The sequence below is a fragment of the Ditibartonella apis genome, from assembly GCF_001952075.1.
Lineage (GTDB): Bacteria > Pseudomonadota > Alphaproteobacteria > Rhizobiales > Rhizobiaceae > Bartonella > Bartonella apis.
Genome location: NZ_LXYU01000002.1, coordinates 264,079 through 284,358, shown reverse-complemented (window position 1 = coordinate 284,358; position 20,280 = coordinate 264,079). Strand labels below are relative to the sequence as shown.

The window sequence follows — 20,280 nt, the reverse complement described above, 5'->3', positions numbered from 1 at the left end:
TGATAGACAAAAAGCTGATTGATCGTTTTATAGAAATTGTCGGTGTCAATCACGCTTTGGTGGATCAGGATGTGATTTCATCCTATCTTGTCGAACAACGCGGTCTTTATCACGGGCGTACCCCTCTTGTTTTGCGCCCTTCCTCTCCACAAGAAGTTTCGGAAATTATGAAGCTTGCGAGCAAGACTTTGACCCCCATTGTTCCACAAGGGGGAAATACAGGTCTTGTCGGGGCACAACAACCGGACGAAAGTGCTAATGAGATTATTGTTTCGATGGAGCGTTTGAACAAGATTCGCTCGATTGATGTTGAAGGTAATCTGGCTTTAGTTGAAGCAGGGGTTGTTCTCCGGACATTACAGGAAAAAGTTGATGAAAAGGGGCGCTTTTTTCCTTTATCACTTGGCTCGGAAGGTTCTTGCCAAATTGGCGGAAATCTTTCCTCCAATGCCGGCGGTACGGATGTTCTTGCCTATGGCAATACGCGTGAACTCTGCCTCGGGCTTGAAGTTGTCCTGCCGGATGGACGCATTCTTGATGATTTACGCTATGTCAAAAAAGATAATAGCGGCTATGATTTGAAAGACTTGTTTATCGGAGCAGAAGGAACGCTTGGTATTATAACAGCTGCCGTCATGAAACTTTTCCCGAAACCACAAGGAAAAGCGGTTGCTTATGCGGGCATGAAAAGTCCGGAAAAAGCGTTAGGGCTTCTACTCCTTGCCCAGAAAAAAGCCGGTTCCATGCTTACCGGTTTTGAACTTATGGCAAAGGTTGGAATGGAAATGTCTTTGCGCTACGTCAAAGGTGCTCATGCACCACTCGAGCATGGAAGCGAATGGTATGTACTTCTTGATCTTTCTTCGTCCCATAGTGACGGTGAAGCTGCAAATACGATGGAAGATATTCTGGCAGATGCGCTTCAACAGGGAGTTATAGAAGATGCATCCATTGCCCGGTCGGTGAGCCAGCAGAAGGAATTCTGGCGGCTTCGCGAAGATATGTCACCAGCACAAAAATTGGAAGGCGGGTCGATCAAACATGATATTTCGGTTCCGATAGCTTCTATTCCCGATTTTATCAGCGAGGCGGCAAAAATTATCGAAACGATTTCGCCCGGTGCCCGCATTGTCTGCTTTGGTCATATGGGGGATGGAAACCTGCATTATAATGTGTCGCAACCTGTGGGCGCCGACAAGCAAGCCTATCTTTCCCTTTGGGGGGAAATGAACCACCGTATTCATACATTGGTTATGAGCTATAATGGTTCATTTTCAGCCGAACATGGCATCGGACAATTAAAGCGCAAGGAACTCGTTGCCTTCAAATCTCCGGTAGCACTTTCTCTGATGCGTTCTATCAAACAGGTATTTGACCCGAAAAACATTATGAATCCGGGTAAAATGCTATAAGTCTTGGTGAATAATGGCTTAAAGGGCCGTTTGTAATTCGATAACCAAAAAACAAACCAATAATTTTTTAACCTAACCTTTTAACAAACCGATTAACAAAGGTCGCTAAGGTGTTCCCAGTTGAATTGAAGAGGATATTGGGGACAAAATATATGGCCACTCAATGGGCTAATCGGGCAAAAGCAGGACTTGAACTGAGACTGGATCCCTGCCATTTGCCACAATATGTTTCTTTCGACGTTCAGGATAAGACAATTGTCTGTTCATTGAACGAGCGTGGCGCAGCGTTAAAAATCGAAAATGAAAACGGTACATCGCAATTATCGCGCCTGGTGCTTGCCCATCAATTCAGAGGTGTTGCTGCGCGTGCGGTCGTAACCTCTTCAGGACAAAAAGCGGTTTCTCTTGAATTGTTACACCGAAATCATGAAGCGTGCATTCCGCTTCTTGTTTCGCGCGATCTTGATGATGTACTCCTTGATTGGAGACTTTGGGCAGATACCTACGATTTGCCGATGCTTCTTCTCAACGACGACGGTTCGGCTATTCCTGTAAAAGACCGTTCGCCGCTTGAACATTTTTTCGGAAAACAATCGCACGAACATATAAAGAAGAATTTCTCGTTGCGATGCCGCGGGTGCTCTTTAGGCATAAGGTTGGTTATCAACAATCAGGTTATGCTCGGATAACATTGTGGCTCGTACAAGAATTGACGCCGTTATTTATTGTTTTCTCCGATTTGGTAGTCGATCACATTTAAAGCCGGTTTTTAGAGAAAAAATAAAAGCCGTAAAAGATTTATTTTTTCGTCCGTGTTTTTGATGGAACAGGGTCAGAAGGCTCGTGATTTTTAACGTGGGCTTCTATTGCTTTAAAAAAAGATAGCTGTTGAGTTTTTGACAAAATTGGAAGCCGGTTTTATCCGTATTTATTCGAGCAAACAATATTCCCGAAAATTTCCTTTAAAAATTTTCTTTGCCATTTGACAATGAACCGGTGTTAAGCTTACGAGGAGGTTATATCCGGAGGACTGAATGACGCGGCAGATTGTTTTTATACTTGAAAAGCAGGATGCGATCGAGGCACTCAAAGCTTATTATCGCGACCATGCGCTATCAAGGCGAACATTTATGCGTCTTTTCCTGCTCTGGATCATTGCAGTTGCTCTGATGTCAGCGGTTCTTGTGATGATTGACGGTTCTGACTGGTATCAGAATTGGGGGCGCTCTCTCTATCGCATCTCGGCAATTTATGCAGCTATTATCATTGCTATCTGGGCGTTGAACTATTGCGTTCTCATTCCCCATCATGTCCAACAATTGGTAAAAAATGATAAACAGATCGGGCTTGAACAAAGCTGGGTATGGGATGATCATGCAGTTGCAATAAAGAGCTCTTATATCAGAGGGACATACCCGTTTCGTTTGTTTTCCGGCTGGCGAGAATATCCGACGTTTATTGCACTTTATATATCGCCCAAGAAATTCAATGTATTGCCGAAAGCGCCTATGAATGACGAGCAACTTGAAGATCTGCGGACTATTTTCAAACGCGAAATAGCTGCCGAAGAGAAGTAGACGTTTTTTATTTGCCATCTCACTCGAAATCATATGGTAGATGCCGCCACACTGACAATGAGTAGCATATCAAGGACAACATTTTTTGATAAATAACGGCAAAGGTCGGCTTGTCTGCCAAAAATGCGCAAACTTAAAGCGATTATTTTAATTTGATGTCGGCAGCGGACAAATCCGATATGCTTGAATTTTGAAATGTTTTTTTGGAAAAACACGTATCCGATTTTTTTACCCGCTTTATCCGGTCAGGCTTGAATGCGGGCATCCCTTAAAATTATCGCGGGGACTACAATTCTCCGGATCAAGTTGTGGTTAGTTGCGAAAGCGTTCAATGTCTCAAACTGCGCTCCGATACAGTGAAAAACCGTTATTCTGCAGATTTATGCCGGATCCATCGCGTGCCAAGTGCTGAAATTTCAGCTAGCATCGGCTTTTTCCCGTTCAATGGCACGCCAGCCGATATCATGGCGATAAAACCCTTCGGGCCAATCAATCAATTTTATTGCTTTATAGGCTTTCTGTTGCGCCTGTCTTACAGTTTTTCCTGTTGCTGTAACATCAAGCACTCTTCCGCCATTGGCTATGACTTTTCCGTCTTTCAATGCGGTACCGGCGTGGAAAACTTTGACGTCCGGCAGTTTATCCGCTTTTTCTATGCCTGAAATAATGCTTCCACGTTTCGGCGCTTCCGGATAGCCTTTAGCGGCCATAACCACAGTCAAAGCTTTGTCTGTGTTCCAGTCGAGTGTGACACCTTCAAGATTTCCTTTTGCAACAGAATAAAGGACAGGCAGCAAATCGCTTTTTAACCGCATCATCAGAACCTGACATTCAGGGTCACCGAAGCGGACATTGAATTCAATAAGTTCTGGGCCTCTTTTTGTAATCATCAAGCCTACAAACAGAACGCCGCTAAACGGGCAACCAAGATCGGCCATTCCATGCATCGTCGGTTCGACAATCTCTTTCATAACCCGCTTTGTCATCTCGTCGGTCATGACAGGTGCTGGTGAATAGGCCCCCATGCCACCGGTATTGGCACCTTTATCGCCATCGCCAACTCGTTTGTGATCTTGTGCAGAGCCAAAAGGAATAGCAGTTTTACCATCACAAAGGCAAAAGAAACTTGCTTCTTCACCCTCAAGAAATTCTTCCACAACAATTTCAATTCCGGCTTTTCCGAAAGCCCCCTCAAAGCAGGCATCAACGGCGCGGAATGCTTCTTCGATTGTGGTTGCAACGGTGACACCTTTACCGGCAGCCAAACCATCAGCTTTAATGACAATAGGTGCACCTTTCTTTTCAATATAGTCCCTGGCTTTTTCAGCATTATCAAAACGCTGATAGTCGCCGGTCGGAATATTGTATTTGGCGCATAAATCTTTTGTAAATCCTTTCGAACCTTCAAGCCGCGCTGCGCGTTTATTGGGTCCTACAACCGGAATCATAGCTTCGCGAAGAGCATCTGCAAGGCCATCAACAAGTGGCGCTTCCGGCCCGACGACCACGAGTTCTACCGAATTTTTCTTGCAAAATTCGACGACAGCTTTATGGTTTTTTGCATCAAGATCAACATTATCTCCCAATTCAAGAGTACCCGGATTACCCGGAGCACAAAAGAGCTTTCCAAGAAGTGGGGATGACGAAATTTTATATGCCAATGCATGTTCGCGTCCACCTGAACCAATGAGAAGAACGTTCATTGCTTGCTCCTGTTGAAGAAGATGTTAAAACCCTAGCTCTTGTCATAGAAATGAAATGCTTTAGCTTCAAGGTAAAAGGTGTGCGCTCGTAAATGGTAAACAACAAAAATATTGTTCCCGACAGCTTGAGAGCCGACGAAACGCTTCAACAACAAGGCGTGAGAGGACGTGTCTTCGACGCACCGTCAGGCCATTGGGTTTATCGCTTGTTGCCGCATTCCCTTTGGCCTTACGCCCAATTGGCGCGCTGGGACCGGCCAATCGGCTGGAAACTTCTGATGTGGCCGTGTTTCTGGTCGCTAATTTTGGCAATGGATGCAAAGGGCTTTTCTTCCGAACTGCATCCATATCCCGTTGCCTTGGCAATATGGTATCTTTTTCTTTTCTTTATCGGTGCTATTGCCATGCGGGGTGCAGGGTGCACCTGGAACGATCTTGTTGACCAGAAAATCGATAACAAAGTCGAGCGTACGCGTTCAAGGCCTTTGCCATCGGGGCAGGTCAGCCGTTTACAGGCTAAAATCTTTATGGGGTTGCAATGCCTGGTCGGGCTTATCGTGCTTGTTGAATTCAATCCTTTCAGCATTATTCTAGGCATTTCATCGCTTGTTGTTGTTGCGATTTACCCGTTCATGAAACGTGTGACCGACTGGCCGCAGTTCTTTTTAGGTCTTGCCTTCAATTGGGGAGCGTTGATGGGGTGGGCGACAATTTACGGTCGTCTTGATTTTGCACCCTTGAGCCTTTATTTCGGCTCGGTCTTATGGACAATCGGCTATGACACAATCTATGCCCATCAGGATAAGGAAGATGATGCAATTGTCGGAGTGCACTCGACAGCACGGCTTTTTGGGGAAAAAACTAAATCCGCGCTTGTTTTTCTTTATAGCGGGTTTCTCGTATTAAGCCTCATTGCATTTCTTCTGGCTGGTGTTCCTGCCTTTGCCTATCTTGGCCTTTTACTTGCCGCAATACACATGTTTTACCAGATAATTACGATCGACATCGACAATAATAGCGAGTGTCTGAGGTTATTTAAATCGAATTCGACAGTCGGCTGTTTGATTTTCTTCGGTCTCGTACTCGGCGCGGCGACACGTTATTTCCAATGATAACCGTCGCGCATGATTGAAGCCGACTTTTTTAAAGTCGGCTTTAAAACTGCCTGGCTTGCCGGAAAATGTAGCCGATAACGAAGCCTCTCAAGGATAGAGACGGTGTTTTTCCCATGATTTTGCATCGGGGGAAGGACGGGAAAAAACCACGCGGTCATGAAGTCTGAACGGCCTGTCATGCCAGAATTCGATTGAAAGTGGTTTGATTCTGAAGCCGGACCAATAAGGAGGGCGCGGAATATTGCCGATTGCATATTTTGCCGTGTATTCGGCAACGGCTTTTTCCAGCGCAAAGCGACTTTCCAGCGGGCGTGACTGTTTGGAAGCCCATGCGCCGATACGGCTTCCACGTGCGCGTGATTGATAATAGGCGTCAGCTTCTTCATCACTTACCTTTTCAACCAGTCCACGCACTCTTACTTGCCTGCGCAAGGATTTCCAGTGAAGACATAAAGCCGCTTTCATGGAAGAAAGGATTTCTCGTCCCTTGTTGCTTTCATAATTGGTGTAAAAGACAAAACCGTCCGCACCGAAAGCTTTCAAAAGCACCATACGCACATCTGGCAGACCCGTAGGATCCACTGTAGCAAGTGCCATGGCATTCGGGTCGTTAATTTCGCTTTTTGTCGCGTCATCCATCCATGTCGTGAAAAGTGCGAATGGTTCATTTGCTTCAACAAAGTCACCAGTTGTTAACGTTTCATCTGTCATAATGCACCTGAATTATGTGTTTTGCGTATTATAGTGTGTTGTCAAACTACCTGGCCGACACAGAAAAAAGTGAACTATGGAAGCTTTTTTTAACTTGAAAAGCCGGCTTGGTCGTTTTGTTATTTGTGTCACGATCATATTGCCAATGCAAGGCTGTATCATATCGGGTGATAAACTTGATAATATGGCTTCAACGGCTGCACCAACGGAAAATAATGTTGATGCCTCGCTTGTGACCGGCTCGATTCCTTCTCAGTCAACAGAACTCGCGAGTGATCCCATTTTACAGTCTGATGAACTCGTTATACGCGACGAGATTAGAGTGATCGAAAATTTGAAGACCTCGGACAAAGAATTGAAATGGGATAATACCATAACCGGAAGCGAAGGGACGATCAGTGCCATTGTCGAAAATTCGGATAAAGGGCGCAAGTGCCGCAAATTCAAAGCGACCCGTTCAGCCTTCGATGGTGAAAATCTCTATCATGGTGAACTTTGTGAAGTCGCTCCCGATGTCTGGACAATGACAGCCTTTGATGTTGTGCATTGAAGTTCATAATCGGGTCATTCAAAAACGCTTAAAAAAACATTTAATGATCTGGTATTTTTGCTGTTTCATAGGCATATAGAGAATTAGATATTTTTCTGCCCTTTAAGGTGGAACAGATTTTTTATAAAGCCGTCTTGAGGGGATGCCCTTTTTTCGGCTGGAAAGAGGATAAATATGCGTGATCCCTATACGGTTCTGGGTGTGGCGCGCACTGCCAAACCGCAAGAGATTAAGTCTGCATTCAGAAAGCTGGCAAAACAATATCACCCTGATCTTCACAAGGGCGATAAGACTGCTCAGGACAAATTTGCCGAGGTCAATCAGGCCTATGAAATTCTGGGGGATAAGGAAAAGAAAGAAAAATTTGATCGTGGCAAAATTGATGCCGAAGGCAAGCCTGTTTTTCAAGGCTTTGCCGGTGGTGGTCAGGGCTTTGGCGGAGCGCAAGGCTTTGGTGGCCGCGGCAATCCATTCGGTAATGGTACCAGCCATTTCGAATTCCGTTCAGGCGGCGGCAAAGGTGGCTTTGACGCGAGCGATATTTTTCGCGATCTTTTCGGTGCAGGAAACGGTGCCAATCGAGGTGGCGGTTTTTCCGGCTTTGGCAGCCGCAGCCGTGCTCAAGCTCCCCAACAGGGGGCTGATATTCACGCAAGCCTGGACGTAACGCTGGAACAGCTCGTCGGTGCCGAAAAGGTTGAAGCTATTTTCCCTAATGGCAAAAAACTTAAAATCAAGCTTCCCGATTACGTCGAGGATGGACAAACAATTCGTTTGAAAGGTCAGGGAGAAAGCATTCCTTACGGTCGTGCAGGAGATGCGTTGGTGACAATTCACATCAAACCTCATCCCCACATTCACGTTGAAGGAAGAGCACTTCATCTTGATTTACCGGTATCTCTTAAAGATGCAGTTTTGGGCGCTAAAAAGCCTGTTGATACGCTTGACGGGCGTATCATGTTGACGATCCCTGCATGGTCAAGTTCCGACAAGGTATTACGTTTGAAGGGGCGGGGTTTGCCATTAAAAACAGGTGGCCGGGACGACCTTTATGTTCATGTACGCATTATGCTGCCGGAAGGGGGAGATGCCGGACTTGAACAATTCATGAAATTGCAATCATGAAAAACGCAGATTGATGAAGGCAACATACAGGAATAAAAGCGGGATAGAGGATTGTCATGAAGATCAATTTTTGTCTCGCTTTTTTGCTGCTGCCGGTTTTTTGTTCATCGGCATTAGGTGAAAATTTCACCAAAGGCGATATTACTGTCGAAAGCCCGTGGGTACGAAAATCCGATACAGGCGAGAATCGTGCAGAAGGGTACGCTCTTATCCATAATGGCGGATTTAATGAAGATCGCTTGTTATCAATCAGCGCGGATATTTCCGATCACGTGGTGATTCACGAGACGATTAGACAATATGGCAAGGTCAAGATGCAAAAGCTCGCGGAGCCTCTCACGATCGAGCCCAACGGTTATCTCGAATTAAAGCCGGGTGACTATCATTTTATGTTTTTCAATTGTCAGGATGAGTTACGTGAAGGTGAAATGATTCCGGCTGTTTTGCATTTTGAAAAAAATGGTGACGTGAAAATCAACTTCACGATAGAGACGCCAGACGATAAACCGGATAATCCTTGATTGCCGGTATCTTCACTTTATAATTCTTACAACTTGTCGGAAGGTATTCCCGATTTGGCGGGGCGTACCTTTCTAAAGGCCTGCATATCCATCGTACCAAAACACTTTGAAAACAGTAAAGAATGCCAATCGCGTGTTTCTGTATCGGGGCTTTTTACGTGTCTTTAGGGTATCGAGCGCATTTATTTGTCACGATAAGGAAAAGCGCAAAGCATTACTAAACCAACGATTGCCTATCAAAAACACTGTTTTTCTTAATTTACTCCAATGCGCTGCTATTTTCGATTGTTCAATTGGAACCGCCGGTTTTAATTCTAGCATAAACTTTGTTACAATCGCATTGATGGGTTTGCCGGAATAGATGCCGGTTCAAATAGACTGACCTTAGCGAATGCTGGAATCTATTCGTCACGAACGAAAAAACGGACTGCTTTTCACAGCTTTTCTATGTTAGCGTTGCATAATTAAAGGTTTTAACCGACAAATTGCACCAATTACTTGAAGAAACGTGCGAGCTATGTCATAGGGCAAAAAGCGAAAACTGATATCAAGCAATTATGAGGCAATACCAATGGGTGACAGTAACGGTTTGTTGCGTGGCAAGCGCGGTTTAATTCTCGGGCTTGCAAATAATCATTCAATTGCATGGGGTATCGCAAAAGCTGCACACAAAGCAGGTGCGGAACTTGCTTTTACCTATCAGGGGGAAGCACTGAAAAAACGTGTTGTACCGCTTGCAGAAGAGGTCGGCGGATTTGTTTGTGGCCATTGTGATGTAACAGATGCGGCATCAATTGACGCAGCATTCGATGCGGTAAAACAGAAATGGGGAAAAATCGACTTTCTCGTTCATGCAATCGGCTTTTCCGATAAGGATGAATTGACAGGACGTTATGTTGATACATCGGAAGCAAACTTCAACATGACAATGAATATTTCTGTCTATTCCCTTACAGCAGTTACCCAGCGGGCAGAAAAACTGATGCCCGACGGCGGTTCGATTTTGACATTGACCTATTATGGCTCGGAAAAGGTCATGCCAAATTATAATGTTATGGGTGTTGCCAAGGCTGCTCTTGAAGCAAGTGTCAAATATCTTGCGGTCGACCTTGGGCCTAAGAAAATTCGTGTCAATGCTGTGTCGGCTGGCCCGATCAAGACATTGGCTGCTTCGGGTATCGGTGACTTCCGGTATATTCTCAAATGGAATGAGTATAACGCGCCTCTTCGTCGGACGGTTACAATTGATGAGGTCGGTGATTCAGCGCTTTATCTTCTTTCGGATTTGTCCCGTTCGGTAACTGGCGAAGTTCACCATGTTGATGCCGGTTATCATGTCATTGGCATGAAAGCAGTCGATGCACCGGATATTTCTGTTGTAAAGGATTGATAAAGTGTCCAAGCGTCCACTTATTTATTTTTCCCGTCACGGTCAGACGGACTGGAACATTACCAAACGCATTCAAGGCCAGATAGATCGGGATATCACCGAATATGGCCGACAACAGGCTGCCCGTAACGGACGGTTGTTGAAAGAGCTGTTGGGTGATGCAAAGGGCTTTGATTTTGTTGCAAGCCCGTTGCGTCGCACCCGCGAGACTATGGAAATTATCCGCGGGGAAATGGGGCTTGATATTCGTGGCTATCGCACAGATCCGCAATTGATGGAGATGCATTTCGGTGATTGGCAGGGTACCACCGAGGATGATATTGCCAAAGTCCACCCTGAACTCATTGCTGCCCGTGTTGCCGACAAGTGGAATTTTTTGCCACCCGGTGAAAAGGCAGAAAGTTATGCCATGCTTGCCAAGCGTGTAAAAGACTGGGTTGAAAAGGTTGAAGGCGATACAGTTTGTGTCACCCATGGCGGGTGCCTGCGTTCAATTATGCATATTTACGGTGGATTGAGCGAAGCGGAAGCTGCAAACTTTATGGTCGATCAGGATCGTATTTTGCGATTTGATGAAAACGGACTGGAATGGCTCTGAGCCAATTTTAAATTCTCAATAATTGATGGCACACCAAATTCACGAGTTGGAACTGGTGTGTCTTTTTTTAATTTATAACAGTGTCATGAAAAAGATAATCAGCCTTCTTGCGGCTCGATATCCGTGACATAGCGGTTATCACCTTCTGTGTCGTAAAACACGATAACCTTCATGCCCTCATTCAAAACAGAATAATCGAATTCGCCTGGTAAACTGTAGGTTTTTCCATTGTCGAGTACTATGGTGTTATTATCCTGATCAATGGCAGTTATCGTCCCTTTGACATCGTCGGCAAGGGCTAAGGCTGGAAAAAGAAATGTAGCTAGGATCCCCGCAAAAACCAGTTTTCTCATAGTGGGCCTTTCAAAATTGTCTATTATAAAATTTCAAATCATTATGGATTGATGACAAGGGATTGTGTCGAAACCATAGCCATAGGTCAACCATAAATGGAATATGCAGAATGGCATCAGGTATTTCTTTTAAATATGCCAGGAAGTCATGCTGGAGTGTTTTGTTGAAAAACTTGCATGAAATATGGGTAAAATCCCTTAATCGAACAAAATTGTTTCAATCTTGGCTCTCAACTGTTTGACCGGAAACAAAAAGCTTAATAGAACAAAAAGGTTCGCAAAGTTGGATTGGCGTTTTTATGTCATATAATACATTCGGTAAACTCTTCCGCGTTACAACATGGGGTGAAAGCCACGGACCGGCATTGGGCTGCGTTATTGATGGTTGCCCTCCGGGGATAAAATTCTCGGTGGCGGAAGTGCAAGCTTATCTGGACAAGCGCAAACCCGGACAATCCCGCTACACGACCCAGCGTCGTGAAGCCGATGAGGTCAAAATATTGTCGGGGGTGTTACCCTGTGACGAGGGAAAGCAATTGATCACCACCGGAACGCCGATTTCCATGATGATCGAGAACACCGACCAGCGTTCGAAAGATTATGGCAATATTGCCCGTGAATATCGTCCCGGACACGCCGATTATACTTATGATGTCAAATATGGTATTCGCGATTATCGTGGCGGGGGACGTTCCTCGGCACGTGAGACGGCAGCCCGCGTTGCCGCCGGTGCAATAGCCCGAAAAGTCGTTCCGAATCTCTGTGTGCGTGGTGCAGTGATTGCTATTGGCGCAATCGACATTGACCGCTCCCGTTGGGATTGGAACGAGGTTAATAACAATCCGTTTTTTACTCCCGATAAGATAGCCGCTGAAAAATTCGCAACTTATCTTGATGAAATTCGTAAAAAAGGTTCGTCAATCGGTGCTATAGTGGAAATTGTTGCAGACAATGTACCTGCCGGGCTTGGCGCGCCGATTTACGGGAAACTTGATCAGGATATTGCATCCTTTCTCATGTCGATCAATGCAGTCAAGGCCGTTGAAATCGGTGAAGGATTTAACGCTGCCCGCTTGACAGGGGAAGAAAATGCCGACGAAATGCGGCATGGGGAAAATGGAAGACCGGTTTTTCTAAGCAATCACGCCGGTGGTATTCTGGGAGGTATTTCCAACGGCGAACCGGTCATTGCACGTTTTGCAGTCAAACCGACATCGTCAATATTGACACCACGTCGTTCAGTGGATGTTGATGGCAATAATGTTGATGTAGTGACAAAGGGGCGGCACGATCCTTGTGTTGGAATACGAGCTGTACCTGTAGGGGAAGCGATGGTGGCTTGCGCCATTGCCGACCATTATCTTAGACATCGCGGCCAGACAGGCCGGATCTGAAAGGACTATTATGACATTCAACCAGAAATCGGTCGTGGACGCTATAAGAGCATTCGAACGCGGTGAAATCGTTGCGGTTACTGATGATAACGGCCGTGAAAACGAGGGCGACCTTATTGTTGCTGCTGTTCACTGCACACCCGAAAAAATGGCATTTATTGTGCGCAATACTTCCGGAATTATTTGTGCACCGATGACAGGCGAGGAAGCAAAACGTCTCAATCTCGCACCTATGGTTTCAAATAATGATTCAGCCCATCATACGGCTTTTACTGTGACAGTCGATTTTCTGCATGGCACGACAACAGGAATTTCTGCCGAGGACCGGACATTGACAGTGAGAAACCTCGCAAATCCGAACGCCAGTGCGTCGGATTTCAGTCGTCCGGGTCACGTATTCCCGCTTATTGCTCGTGAAGGCGGCGTATTGATGCGTTCCGGACACACAGAAGCGGCTGTTGATTTGTGCAAGCTTGCAAATCTTCCTCCGGTTGGTGTAATCGGCGAACTCATGAATGATGATGGAACTGTCAAACATGGTCCGGAAGTAAGAAAGTTTGCCGAAGAACATAATCTTCATGTCGTGACCGTAGCCGATCTTATCGCTTATCGGCAACGCAAGGAAACGCTCATCGAGCATGTTGACGAGATGAAAGTCGATACACTCGTCGGACCGGCTGTAGCCCATAGCTATCAATTGCCGTGGGAGCCGATGCAACATGTTGCTGTTGTTTTTGGCGATATCCGTGACGGCGAAAATATTCCCGTTCGTCTGCAACGGGAAAATGTTGTCGCCGATGTCTTTGGTAAGAAGCACGAGATTGAAGCTGTGTTGCGTCGGATGGCCGAAACGGAAAAGCGCGGCGTTTTTGTCTATCTCAGAGCCGGGTCTGTCGGTGTTGGTAGTGCCGATGAGAATCGCGATCGCGAAATGGCTATGGAAGGGCTTGAGACACACGAACAGGCGGTCGAACGTGAGGAAGAATGGCGCCAGATCGGTCTTGGAGCGCAGATTCTCAAAAGCCTCGGCATTACCTCGGTTATTCTTTATGCCTCACGTGAGCGTCATTATGTTGGCCTTGAAGGGTTTGGTATCCATATAGAAAAAACAGATATTTTGTGAGGCTCGAATGGCAGAACAAAAAGAAAATGCCGATGTTTCTCAAATGAGTTTCGAGAAGGCACTTGGCGCTTTGGAAGAAATTGTTGAAAAACTCGAGCGCGGCGATGTCGCGCTTGATGAGACAATTCGTATATACGAGCGTGGAGAAGCTTTGAAAAAACATTGTGACAAGCTTTTGAAAGAAGCCGAAAACAAAGTTGATAAAATTCGCTTGTCGCGCGAGGGAGAGCCGGAAGGGCTGGAACCGCTTGATGCCGAACAATAAGCGGAATTTTTAGAATAAAAATTTTACAAGATAGGGGCCGCCGCCCCAAACAAGAGTCCACGCGGCTGCCCCGATAATATTGGCAACCAGAAATTTTGGAAAAGCCATTCCGCCGGAACCGGCAATAAGCCCGTTCAATTGGCGTAAAACGACTATAAATCGGGCCGTCGCTACAAAGAAAAAGCCGCGTTTATCGAGCATATTCTGAAACTTTTCGAGCCTTTGTGGCGTGAGTTTCACGTAATGGCCATAACGCAATAAAAGTTTTTCGCCGCCGAAATGGCCTATTGCATAACCGGTGCAATCGCCAAGCACACTTCCTGTAAAAGCACAAAGCAACATGGGCAGTAAATCGAGCTTTCCGGCTGCTGCGAGCAGAGAACCGGCGATGAGGCCACTTTCTCCCGGTACAGGAGCGCCGAATGATTCGAAATAGAGGATGAAGAAATAGGCAAACGGGCCATATTGTGAAATCCAATGTTGTAAATATTCTTCAACCATTGCCTATCATCTATCTTACGCTAAATTTATAACTCTTATGACGAAAACGGACGCCGGTTTGGTCATATGGCGCATCTTTATTTGTTATCAAGCGCATCATAAAGCTTGAAAATTATGTCTTGTCGACGATTTTAAGCGGATAAGAGGAGACAATCATCGCAATTTGATAGATGTGAGGCCTTAAATGACCAAAATTTTTGAGTTTTAAGGTGCAAATTTGCGTCAAAAGCTGTAAAGCTTTGGCAACTAGAAAAATATGTTAACAGTTGAGAAAAACTAAGGAAAATAATTTGTCGCGACCATCAACACCATTGTTGGACAAGATACATCTGCCGGAGGATTTGCGCCGCTTGCCGGAAAGCGCCTTGACAGAAGTCGCTAATGAATTGCGGGCTGAAACGATTGATGCCGTATCGGTGACAGGGGGACATTTGGGCGCGGGGCTCGGCGTGGTAGAACTTACCGTTGCTTTGCATTATGTTTTTAACACACCCGAAGATCGTATTATTTGGGATGTCGGTCACCAATCTTACCCCCATAAAATATTGACAGGTAGACGCGATCGTATTCGTACCCTTCGTCAGGAAGGGGGATTATCCGGTTTTACCAAGCGCAGTGAAAGCATTTATGATCCGTTCGGGGCAGGGCATTCTTCAACTTCCATTTCCGCAGGCCTCGGGATGGCTGTTGCCAACGAACTAAAACAGGAAAAGAAGCGCAATGTTATTGCCGTCATTGGTGATGGTTCGATGTCGGCAGGCATGGCCTATGAGGCGATGAACAATGCCGGCTCGCTTGACGCGCGTCTCATTGTTATTCTCAACGATAATGATATGTCAATTGCACCGCCAACCGGTGCCATGAGTGCCTATCTTGCCCGTCTGGTCTCAAGCCCTTCCTACAGGAACCTGCGCGAGCGTGCAAAAGCTTTAAGCAAAAAACTGCCCAAATTTTTCTGGGATAAAGCACGTCGTGGCGAAGAATTTGCGCGTGGCTTTTTGACCGGCGGCACGCTTTTTGAGGAACTGGGTTTCTATTATGTCGGGCCGATCGACGGTCACAACATAGAGCATCTTTTGCCGGTTTTGAAAAATGTGCGAGAACATCCGAACGGACCGGTGCTTGTTCATGTCATTACCCGTAAAGGCAAGGGTTATGCTCCTGCTGAAGCGGCCAGCGACAAATACCATGGTGTAAACCGTTTCAACGTCGTGACCGGCGAACAGGTAAAGATTCAAAGCAAGGCTGCCTCTTATACGAAAGTGTTTGCCGATTCCCTCATCAAGGAAGCAACGCTGGACGACAAGATTGTTGCAATCACTGCCGCTATGCCTTCAGGAACAGGACTCGACAAGTTTGCGGAAAAATTCCCCAAGCGCATGTTCGATGTCGGCATTGCCGAGCAACATGCAGTCACTTTTGCAGCCGGAATGTCCTGTGAAGGCCTGAAGCCCTTTGTAGCTATCTATTCGACATTTCTCCAGCGTGCTTATGACCAGATCGTGCACGATGTCTCGATACAACAATTGCCGGTGAAATTTGCAATTGACCGTGCCGGTTTTGTCGGTGCAGACGGTTCAACCCATGCCGGAAGTTATGACACGGTCTTTTTGTCTGCACTTCCGGGTTTTGTTGTCATGGCACCGTCCGACGAACTGGAATTGATGAATATGGTGCGCACGGCTGCAGCCTATGATCAGGGGCCAATTTCTTTTCGCTATCCACGCGGTGAAGGCGTTGGTCTTAAATTGCCGGAACGTGGCGAATTGATCGAAATTGGTAAGGGACGCATCCTGCGTGAGGGCAGTAAAGTGGCATTGTTGGGCTTTGGTACCCGTTTGCAGGAGGCACTTGCCGCCGCCGATGAACTGGCAGCCGCAGGACTTTCGACAACGGTTGCAGATGCCCGTTTTGCAAAGCCTCTCGATGAAGATCTCGTTCGTCGCCTTGCGCTCGAACACGAAGTTCTCGTCACGATTGAAGAGGGGGCAGCCGGCGGTTTCGGTGCGCAAGTTTTGCAATTTCTCGCGAGGGATGGATTGCTCGACAAGGGATTGAAAATCCGCACAATGACATTGCCGGATAAATATCTCTATCATGGGCCGCAAGCAAAAATTCTTTCCGAGATTGGGCTTGATAAAACCGGTATCGTCAATACTGTCTTTGCCGCTCTCGGCCGCGAAGCATTGGTGACACCACAAATTCGGGCCTGAAATGCCGGAACGGCTGAGATTGGACACACTTCTTGTTGAAAAGAAGTTCTTTTCAACACGCTCACGTGCAAGGGATGCTATTTCCCGAGGTACTGTAACCATCAACGGCATTGTTGTGAAAAAAGCAGGGCAACCTGTTTTGGAAAACGCCGATATCGGCGTTTTTGACCCTGCACAACATTATGTATCCCGTGCTGCTTTGAAACTGATTGCTGCACTTTCATATTTTCCGGTTAAAACAGAAGGTGTAACCGCGCTTGATATTGGTGCTTCAACGGGGGGATTTACAGAAGTTCTGCTTGAAAAAGGAGCGAGCCACGTCATAGCTGTCGATGTCGGTCACGGTCAGCTTCATTCTTCCCTCGTTAACCATCCGGCTATCACCCTTTACGAAGGGCTCAACGCCCGTGACCTTACGAAAGCCCACTTGAAAAATCGTCAAATTCAACTCGTCGTCTCGGATGTAAGTTTCATATCGTTAAAGTTGGCTTTGCCTCCGGCATTAAGTCTCGCTGAAAGGGGGGCACAGGCTGTGCTTCTCGTCAAACCGCAGTTTGAAATCGGGCGCGAAGGCATAGGTCGGGGCGGCATTGTCAAAGATCCATCACGCGCGGAAAGCGTGGCACACGAACTTTTTTATTGGCTTGACGGGCTTGATAACTGGCGCGCGAAAGGGTTGATTCCTTCCCCGATTGAAGGTGGTGATGGAAATCGCGAATATTTACTTTTCGGAGAAAAAAGCAATGATTGAAGAGGTCGTAATAGACCATATCGGTGTTGCCGGTGACGGGGTTGCAAAGACAAACCATGGATTGATCTATGTGCCGTTCACACTTCCTCAGGAAGTTGCCAATATTGCGTCGGAAAACAATCACGCTTCAGTCATTGCGTTGAAAAAACGGTCCCCCGAAAGGGTTGAAGCAAAATGCAAACATTTTGAAGACTGCGGTGGTTGCTCGTTGCAGCATTGGGCCGATCACCCCTACAGAATGTGGAAAAGATCTCTGGTCGTCGACGCATTGGAGGGGAGAAACATAACAACCGATGTAGATCCCGTTATTCCATGTGCCCCACATACGCGCCGTCGCATGATTTTGACCGCCCGTGTAACGCCGAAAGGGCAAATTGTAGGTTTTAACCGCTACCAATCCCATGATGTTGTTGCAATTGAGGAATGTCCTGTTTCACGGCCCGAGCTTGTTGATGCACTTACACCAATCAGATCGGTTGCCGCATTATTGGCAAACTATTCTAAGGAAATCCGGATTACCGTGACACTGGCGGAAAACGGAATCGATGTTGCCTTGGAGGGGTGTAAAATCAACGATGAAAAATTGCGCCAGCGACTTGTCGAGGAGGGCTTGAAGCAATCGTTCATACGTTTGACGGCTGACGGCGAGATCATCATAGAAAAAGAAAGACCTGAGCTTCATTTCGGTTCAACGATTGTCGAACTTGCGGCAGGCGGTTTTTTGCAAGCTACCAGAGAAGCGGAAGAGTTTATGGCTAACCTCGTCATGGAGGGCTTGAAAAAAACAAAAAATGCGGCCGACCTATTTTCCGGTGCAGGCACATTTACGTTCCGCATGGCCGAAAAGATGAAAGTTCATGCTGTTGAAAATGATGATGACGCTTTAAAAAGCCTTGATCGGGCGTATCGGCAGTCAGTCGGGTTGAAGACTGTAACCTACGAAAAGCGGGATTTATTCCGTCGCCCACTTCTTCCAAGAGAGTTGGAAGCTTTTGATGGGCTTGTTTTTGACCCGCCGCGGGCCGGTGCTGAAGAACAGGCACGTGAAATTGCCAAAACAAATATCCCGCGTGTGGTTGCAGTTTCTTGTAATCCGGTCACGATGGCGCGTGATTTGGCTATTTTGGTAGAAGGTGGCTACACAGTTGAAAAGCTTGTGCCGATAGACCAATTTTTATGGTCACCCCATGTTGAAACGGTTGCTTTGCTTAAAAAGCGCAAGCCCAAACCGGGCTGGCGCCTTTAAGAAATGTGAACTGCGCTTATCTCTAGCAGGATTTGATCTGCGGCGCAGTTTGAGGATTTTTATAAAAAACCGGTCTTAGGTAAACCCCGGCCGTATTTCCGAAGAACGCGGCCACAACCCAAAGCCAGCCATGCAAGCTGCCAGATGCGATACCTGAAAAATAGGCACCGATATTGCAGCCGAAGCCAACACGGGCACCATATCCAAGGAGTAGCCCGCCAATAACGGCTGCACATGCAGATCCGACAGGCATACGGAATTTGAAAGCAAAACGGCCAGCTAAACCGGCAGCAAGCATTGCTCCGGCAATAATGCCGAAATCCATCACCGAAGTGACATTGGAAAATATGCTCGAGCTAAGGTTTTTTGCATTTCCCGGGTTTTGCCAGAACTGCCAGCTTGCGACGTCGACACCGAGAGCAGAGCTGATTTTTGCCCCCCAAATCGGAAAGGCGCCGGCAATGCTCCATGGTTTTCCTGAAATCACAAGTGTCAAATAATTAAGCAATGCCAAGGCAATGCCGCCCCAGACCATCGGCCAAGGGCCTCGGAAAAAACGTTGTAAACCTTTGTGAGTTGTCGGCTTTTCCTGTTCAAGCGCACCATGACGACGTTTTTCGATGATAACGGTCACCGATGCAATGATTGCAAAAAGCATAAGCGAGACCAAAATTCCTAATGGTGCGCCAAGGGTTTTAACTAGCGAAACCGGTTTCAGTGCCGGCATATTTGCCCAGAATGATGCATGAGCCGTTGAAACAAAACCGCCAAGAACAAAAAATGCAAGAACGAGAAGCATGCGGGCATTGCCGCCACCGAGAGTAAATAACACACCGGAAGCGCAGCCACCGGCAAGTTGCATTCCGATGCCGAACATAAATGCTCCGATGATAACCGACAGGCTCAAAGGGGCGAGCGAGCCATTGACGGGATGGCCAAAAACTTCACCGAGGCTTAATGTCGGGAAAAAAAGTAAAACAGCAATTGCCAGCATCAGCATTTGCACGCGCAAACCGCGCCCACGACCTTCAAGGATGAAATTGCGCCAGGCGGATGTAAAGCCGAATGATGCATGGTAAAGCGTTATTCCAAGGGCTGCACCGACAAGAAGCAAAAGCCCTTGCTCAACGCTATAGCTAACTGAAAGCCAAATAGCAGCAAGCACAATGAATAAAGCGCTGATAATTTTTGGAAGTGTAAAATGATGAGACAGCTTTTGAGGCTGACCAGACACGACCGTGTACATGGAAATTCCTTTCAATCACGAAAACCCTCACGGGGCAATTTCATTACTTTGCCTACAAAATTTGTTTCCCATTTTCAACGCAAACTATAGAAAAAACAAGATAATTCCGGCACGGAATAAAATTTCTCTGACTTATTTTTTACGAGCTAAAAGGCCTGTCTTTGCCATCGTTAGGGCGGCATCTGCAATGTTATCGGGTAACCATTGCATACTGACAGGAAATTATTTTGAATTGAGATCTGATCAGCGAAAAGAACTATAAGTTATAGATGCGGGAGCTTGTTCGGGAGACATGAAAAATAAGTATTTCCTGTGGTTTTCCGGAGCCGGAAGAGGTGGCCTTTGGAAACCATTTTGTTCTATCAGGATTTCAAGCCTAACGATTACGGCGGGGAAAAAGGTTTAACTGTTCCTATCCATGATTTAATGCCCCGCACCGGTCATTCGACCGGAATGCAGGGTAAATGTTCGGCATTTCCAGTAAAT

The 20,280-nt window shown here is 46.5% G+C and carries 20 protein-coding genes; 15 read left to right on the top strand and 5 right to left on the bottom strand.

All coding sequences use genetic code 11. The features are described from left to right. Positions 1-2: 2 nt before the first annotated feature. From PEB0122_RS05770 to PEB0122_RS05760, 3 genes are all read left to right on the top strand, one after another. Positions 3-1,412, top strand: a complete 1,410-nt coding sequence (locus PEB0122_RS05770; RefSeq protein ID WP_075916304.1) for an FAD-binding oxidoreductase — start codon at positions 3-5, stop codon at positions 1,410-1,412. Positions 1,413-1,564: 152 nt separating this feature from the next. Then, complete coding sequence (locus PEB0122_RS05765) at positions 1,565-2,101, top strand: DUF6101 family protein (protein WP_075870173.1); 537 nt, start codon at positions 1,565-1,567, stop codon at positions 2,099-2,101. Positions 2,102-2,446: 345 nt separating this feature from the next. Next, entirely contained in the window at positions 2,447-2,989 is a 543-nt protein-coding gene (locus PEB0122_RS05760) for a YcxB family protein (RefSeq protein WP_075870172.1), read from the top strand. Between the two features lie 416 nt (positions 2,990-3,405). Here the strand turns inward: PEB0122_RS05760 and purD are convergent, their stop codons facing one another. Further along, positions 3,406-4,692, bottom strand: a complete 1,287-nt coding sequence (purD, locus tag PEB0122_RS05755) for a phosphoribosylamine--glycine ligase (protein ID WP_075916025.1) — start codon at positions 4,690-4,692, stop codon at positions 3,406-3,408. Positions 4,693-4,784: 92 nt separating this feature from the next. Between purD and ubiA the strand changes: the two genes are divergently transcribed. Continuing rightward, positions 4,785-5,804, top strand: a complete 1,020-nt coding sequence (gene ubiA / locus PEB0122_RS05750) for a 4-hydroxybenzoate octaprenyltransferase (protein WP_083639808.1) — start codon at positions 4,785-4,787, stop codon at positions 5,802-5,804. 90 nt (positions 5,805-5,894) lie between these two features. On the opposite strand, the gene pdxH is transcribed toward ubiA, so the two are convergent. Then, complete coding sequence (gene pdxH / locus PEB0122_RS05745; RefSeq protein WP_075870169.1) at positions 5,895-6,518, bottom strand: pyridoxamine 5'-phosphate oxidase; 624 nt, start codon at positions 6,516-6,518, stop codon at positions 5,895-5,897. Positions 6,519-6,594: 76 nt separating this feature from the next. Between pdxH and PEB0122_RS05740 the strand changes: the two genes are divergently transcribed. From PEB0122_RS05740 to PEB0122_RS05720, 5 genes are all read left to right on the top strand, one after another. Further along, entirely contained in the window at positions 6,595-7,068 is a 474-nt protein-coding gene (locus PEB0122_RS05740) for an RT0821/Lpp0805 family surface protein (RefSeq protein WP_083650236.1), read from the top strand. A 174-nt stretch (positions 7,069-7,242) separates the two neighbouring features. Continuing rightward, positions 7,243-8,193 (top strand): DnaJ C-terminal domain-containing protein, encoded by a 951-nt coding sequence (locus PEB0122_RS05735; RefSeq protein ID WP_075916023.1) that lies wholly within the window; start codon positions 7,243-7,245, stop codon positions 8,191-8,193. Positions 8,194-8,249: 56 nt separating this feature from the next. Further along, positions 8,250-8,714 (top strand): copper chaperone PCu(A)C, encoded by a 465-nt coding sequence (locus PEB0122_RS05730; protein ID WP_075870167.1) that lies wholly within the window; start codon positions 8,250-8,252, stop codon positions 8,712-8,714. A 571-nt stretch (positions 8,715-9,285) separates the two neighbouring features. Then, positions 9,286-10,104, top strand: coding sequence for an enoyl-ACP reductase FabI (gene fabI, locus PEB0122_RS05725; protein ID WP_075870166.1), 819 nt, complete (start codon positions 9,286-9,288; stop codon positions 10,102-10,104). A 4-nt stretch (positions 10,105-10,108) separates the two neighbouring features. Beyond that, complete coding sequence (locus PEB0122_RS05720; RefSeq protein ID WP_075870165.1) at positions 10,109-10,702, top strand: histidine phosphatase family protein; 594 nt, start codon at positions 10,109-10,111, stop codon at positions 10,700-10,702. Between the two features lie 98 nt (positions 10,703-10,800). Here the strand turns inward: PEB0122_RS05720 and PEB0122_RS05715 are convergent, their stop codons facing one another. Then, a complete protein-coding gene (locus PEB0122_RS05715) occupies positions 10,801-11,055 on the bottom strand; it encodes a DUF1344 domain-containing protein (protein WP_075870164.1) in 255 nt (84 codons plus the stop codon). A gap of 299 nt (positions 11,056-11,354) precedes the next feature. Between PEB0122_RS05715 and aroC the strand changes: the two genes are divergently transcribed. Genes aroC through PEB0122_RS05700 form a run of 3 tightly spaced genes read left to right on the top strand, consistent with a single transcriptional unit; the run spans position 11,355 to position 13,837 of the window. Beyond that, the gene (aroC, locus tag PEB0122_RS05710; RefSeq protein WP_075916021.1) at positions 11,355-12,449 is read left to right on the top strand and encodes a chorismate synthase; all 1,095 of its coding nucleotides are present in this window, start codon (positions 11,355-11,357) and stop codon (positions 12,447-12,449) included. Positions 12,450-12,459: 10 nt separating this feature from the next. Then, positions 12,460-13,572 (top strand): 3,4-dihydroxy-2-butanone-4-phosphate synthase, encoded by a 1,113-nt coding sequence (gene ribB / locus PEB0122_RS05705; protein WP_075870162.1) that lies wholly within the window; start codon positions 12,460-12,462, stop codon positions 13,570-13,572. A 7-nt stretch (positions 13,573-13,579) separates the two neighbouring features. Then, a complete protein-coding gene (locus PEB0122_RS05700; protein ID WP_075870161.1) occupies positions 13,580-13,837 on the top strand; it encodes an exodeoxyribonuclease VII small subunit in 258 nt (85 codons plus the stop codon). Positions 13,838-13,846: 9 nt separating this feature from the next. On the opposite strand, the gene PEB0122_RS05695 is transcribed toward PEB0122_RS05700, so the two are convergent. Continuing rightward, a complete protein-coding gene (locus PEB0122_RS05695; protein WP_075870160.1) occupies positions 13,847-14,338 on the bottom strand; it encodes a DedA family protein in 492 nt (163 codons plus the stop codon). A gap of 290 nt (positions 14,339-14,628) precedes the next feature. Between PEB0122_RS05695 and dxs the strand changes: the two genes are divergently transcribed. From dxs to PEB0122_RS05680, 3 genes are read left to right on the top strand one after another with little or no spacing between them, the layout of a single operon-like run. Then, the gene (gene dxs, locus PEB0122_RS05690) at positions 14,629-16,551 is read left to right on the top strand and encodes a 1-deoxy-D-xylulose-5-phosphate synthase (protein WP_075916300.1); all 1,923 of its coding nucleotides are present in this window, start codon (positions 14,629-14,631) and stop codon (positions 16,549-16,551) included. A gap of 1 nt (position 16,552) precedes the next feature. Next, the gene (locus PEB0122_RS05685) at positions 16,553-17,302 is read left to right on the top strand and encodes a TlyA family RNA methyltransferase (protein ID WP_075916019.1); all 750 of its coding nucleotides are present in this window, start codon (positions 16,553-16,555) and stop codon (positions 17,300-17,302) included. Continuing rightward, entirely contained in the window at positions 17,295-18,548 is a 1,254-nt protein-coding gene (locus PEB0122_RS05680) for a class I SAM-dependent RNA methyltransferase (protein WP_075916017.1), read from the top strand. Before PEB0122_RS05685 ends, PEB0122_RS05680 begins: the two co-directional genes overlap by 8 nt. 22 nt (positions 18,549-18,570) lie before the next feature. On the opposite strand, the gene PEB0122_RS05675 is transcribed toward PEB0122_RS05680, so the two are convergent. Next, positions 18,571-19,794, bottom strand: a complete 1,224-nt coding sequence (locus PEB0122_RS05675) for a YeeE/YedE family protein (RefSeq protein ID WP_075916015.1) — start codon at positions 19,792-19,794, stop codon at positions 18,571-18,573. Between the last annotated feature and the right edge of the window lie 486 nt (positions 19,795-20,280).

Excerpts from the sequence above, each read along its gene's own strand:
- ribB (WP_075870162.1), top strand. The coding sequence starts at position 12,460 with ATGACATTCAACCAGAAATCGGTCGTGGACGCTATAAGAGCATTCGAA.
- PEB0122_RS05715 (WP_075870164.1), bottom strand. The coding sequence starts at position 11,055 with ATGAGAAAACTGGTTTTTGCGGGGATCCTAGCTACATTTCTTTTTCCA.
- PEB0122_RS05730 (WP_075870167.1), top strand. The coding sequence starts at position 8,250 with ATGAAGATCAATTTTTGTCTCGCTTTTTTGCTGCTGCCGGTTTTTTGT.
- PEB0122_RS05685 (WP_075916019.1), top strand. The coding sequence starts at position 16,553 with ATGCCGGAACGGCTGAGATTGGACACACTTCTTGTTGAAAAGAAGTTC.
- PEB0122_RS05675 (WP_075916015.1), bottom strand. The coding sequence starts at position 19,794 with ATGTACACGGTCGTGTCTGGTCAGCCTCAAAAGCTGTCTCATCATTTT.
- ubiA (WP_083639808.1), top strand. The coding sequence starts at position 4,785 with ATGGTAAACAACAAAAATATTGTTCCCGACAGCTTGAGAGCCGACGAA.
- PEB0122_RS05680 (WP_075916017.1), top strand. The coding sequence starts at position 17,295 with ATGATTGAAGAGGTCGTAATAGACCATATCGGTGTTGCCGGTGACGGG.
- pdxH (WP_075870169.1), bottom strand. The coding sequence starts at position 6,518 with ATGACAGATGAAACGTTAACAACTGGTGACTTTGTTGAAGCAAATGAA.
- PEB0122_RS05700 (WP_075870161.1), top strand. The coding sequence starts at position 13,580 with ATGGCAGAACAAAAAGAAAATGCCGATGTTTCTCAAATGAGTTTCGAG.
- PEB0122_RS05760 (WP_075870172.1), top strand. The coding sequence starts at position 2,447 with ATGACGCGGCAGATTGTTTTTATACTTGAAAAGCAGGATGCGATCGAG.
- PEB0122_RS05765 (WP_075870173.1), top strand. The coding sequence starts at position 1,565 with ATGGCCACTCAATGGGCTAATCGGGCAAAAGCAGGACTTGAACTGAGA.
- PEB0122_RS05735 (WP_075916023.1), top strand. The coding sequence starts at position 7,243 with ATGCGTGATCCCTATACGGTTCTGGGTGTGGCGCGCACTGCCAAACCG.
- fabI (WP_075870166.1), top strand. The coding sequence starts at position 9,286 with ATGGGTGACAGTAACGGTTTGTTGCGTGGCAAGCGCGGTTTAATTCTC.
- PEB0122_RS05740 (WP_083650236.1), top strand. The coding sequence starts at position 6,595 with ATGGAAGCTTTTTTTAACTTGAAAAGCCGGCTTGGTCGTTTTGTTATT.
- aroC (WP_075916021.1), top strand. The coding sequence starts at position 11,355 with ATGTCATATAATACATTCGGTAAACTCTTCCGCGTTACAACATGGGGT.
- purD (WP_075916025.1), bottom strand. The coding sequence starts at position 4,692 with ATGAACGTTCTTCTCATTGGTTCAGGTGGACGCGAACATGCATTGGCA.
- PEB0122_RS05695 (WP_075870160.1), bottom strand. The coding sequence starts at position 14,338 with ATGGTTGAAGAATATTTACAACATTGGATTTCACAATATGGCCCGTTT.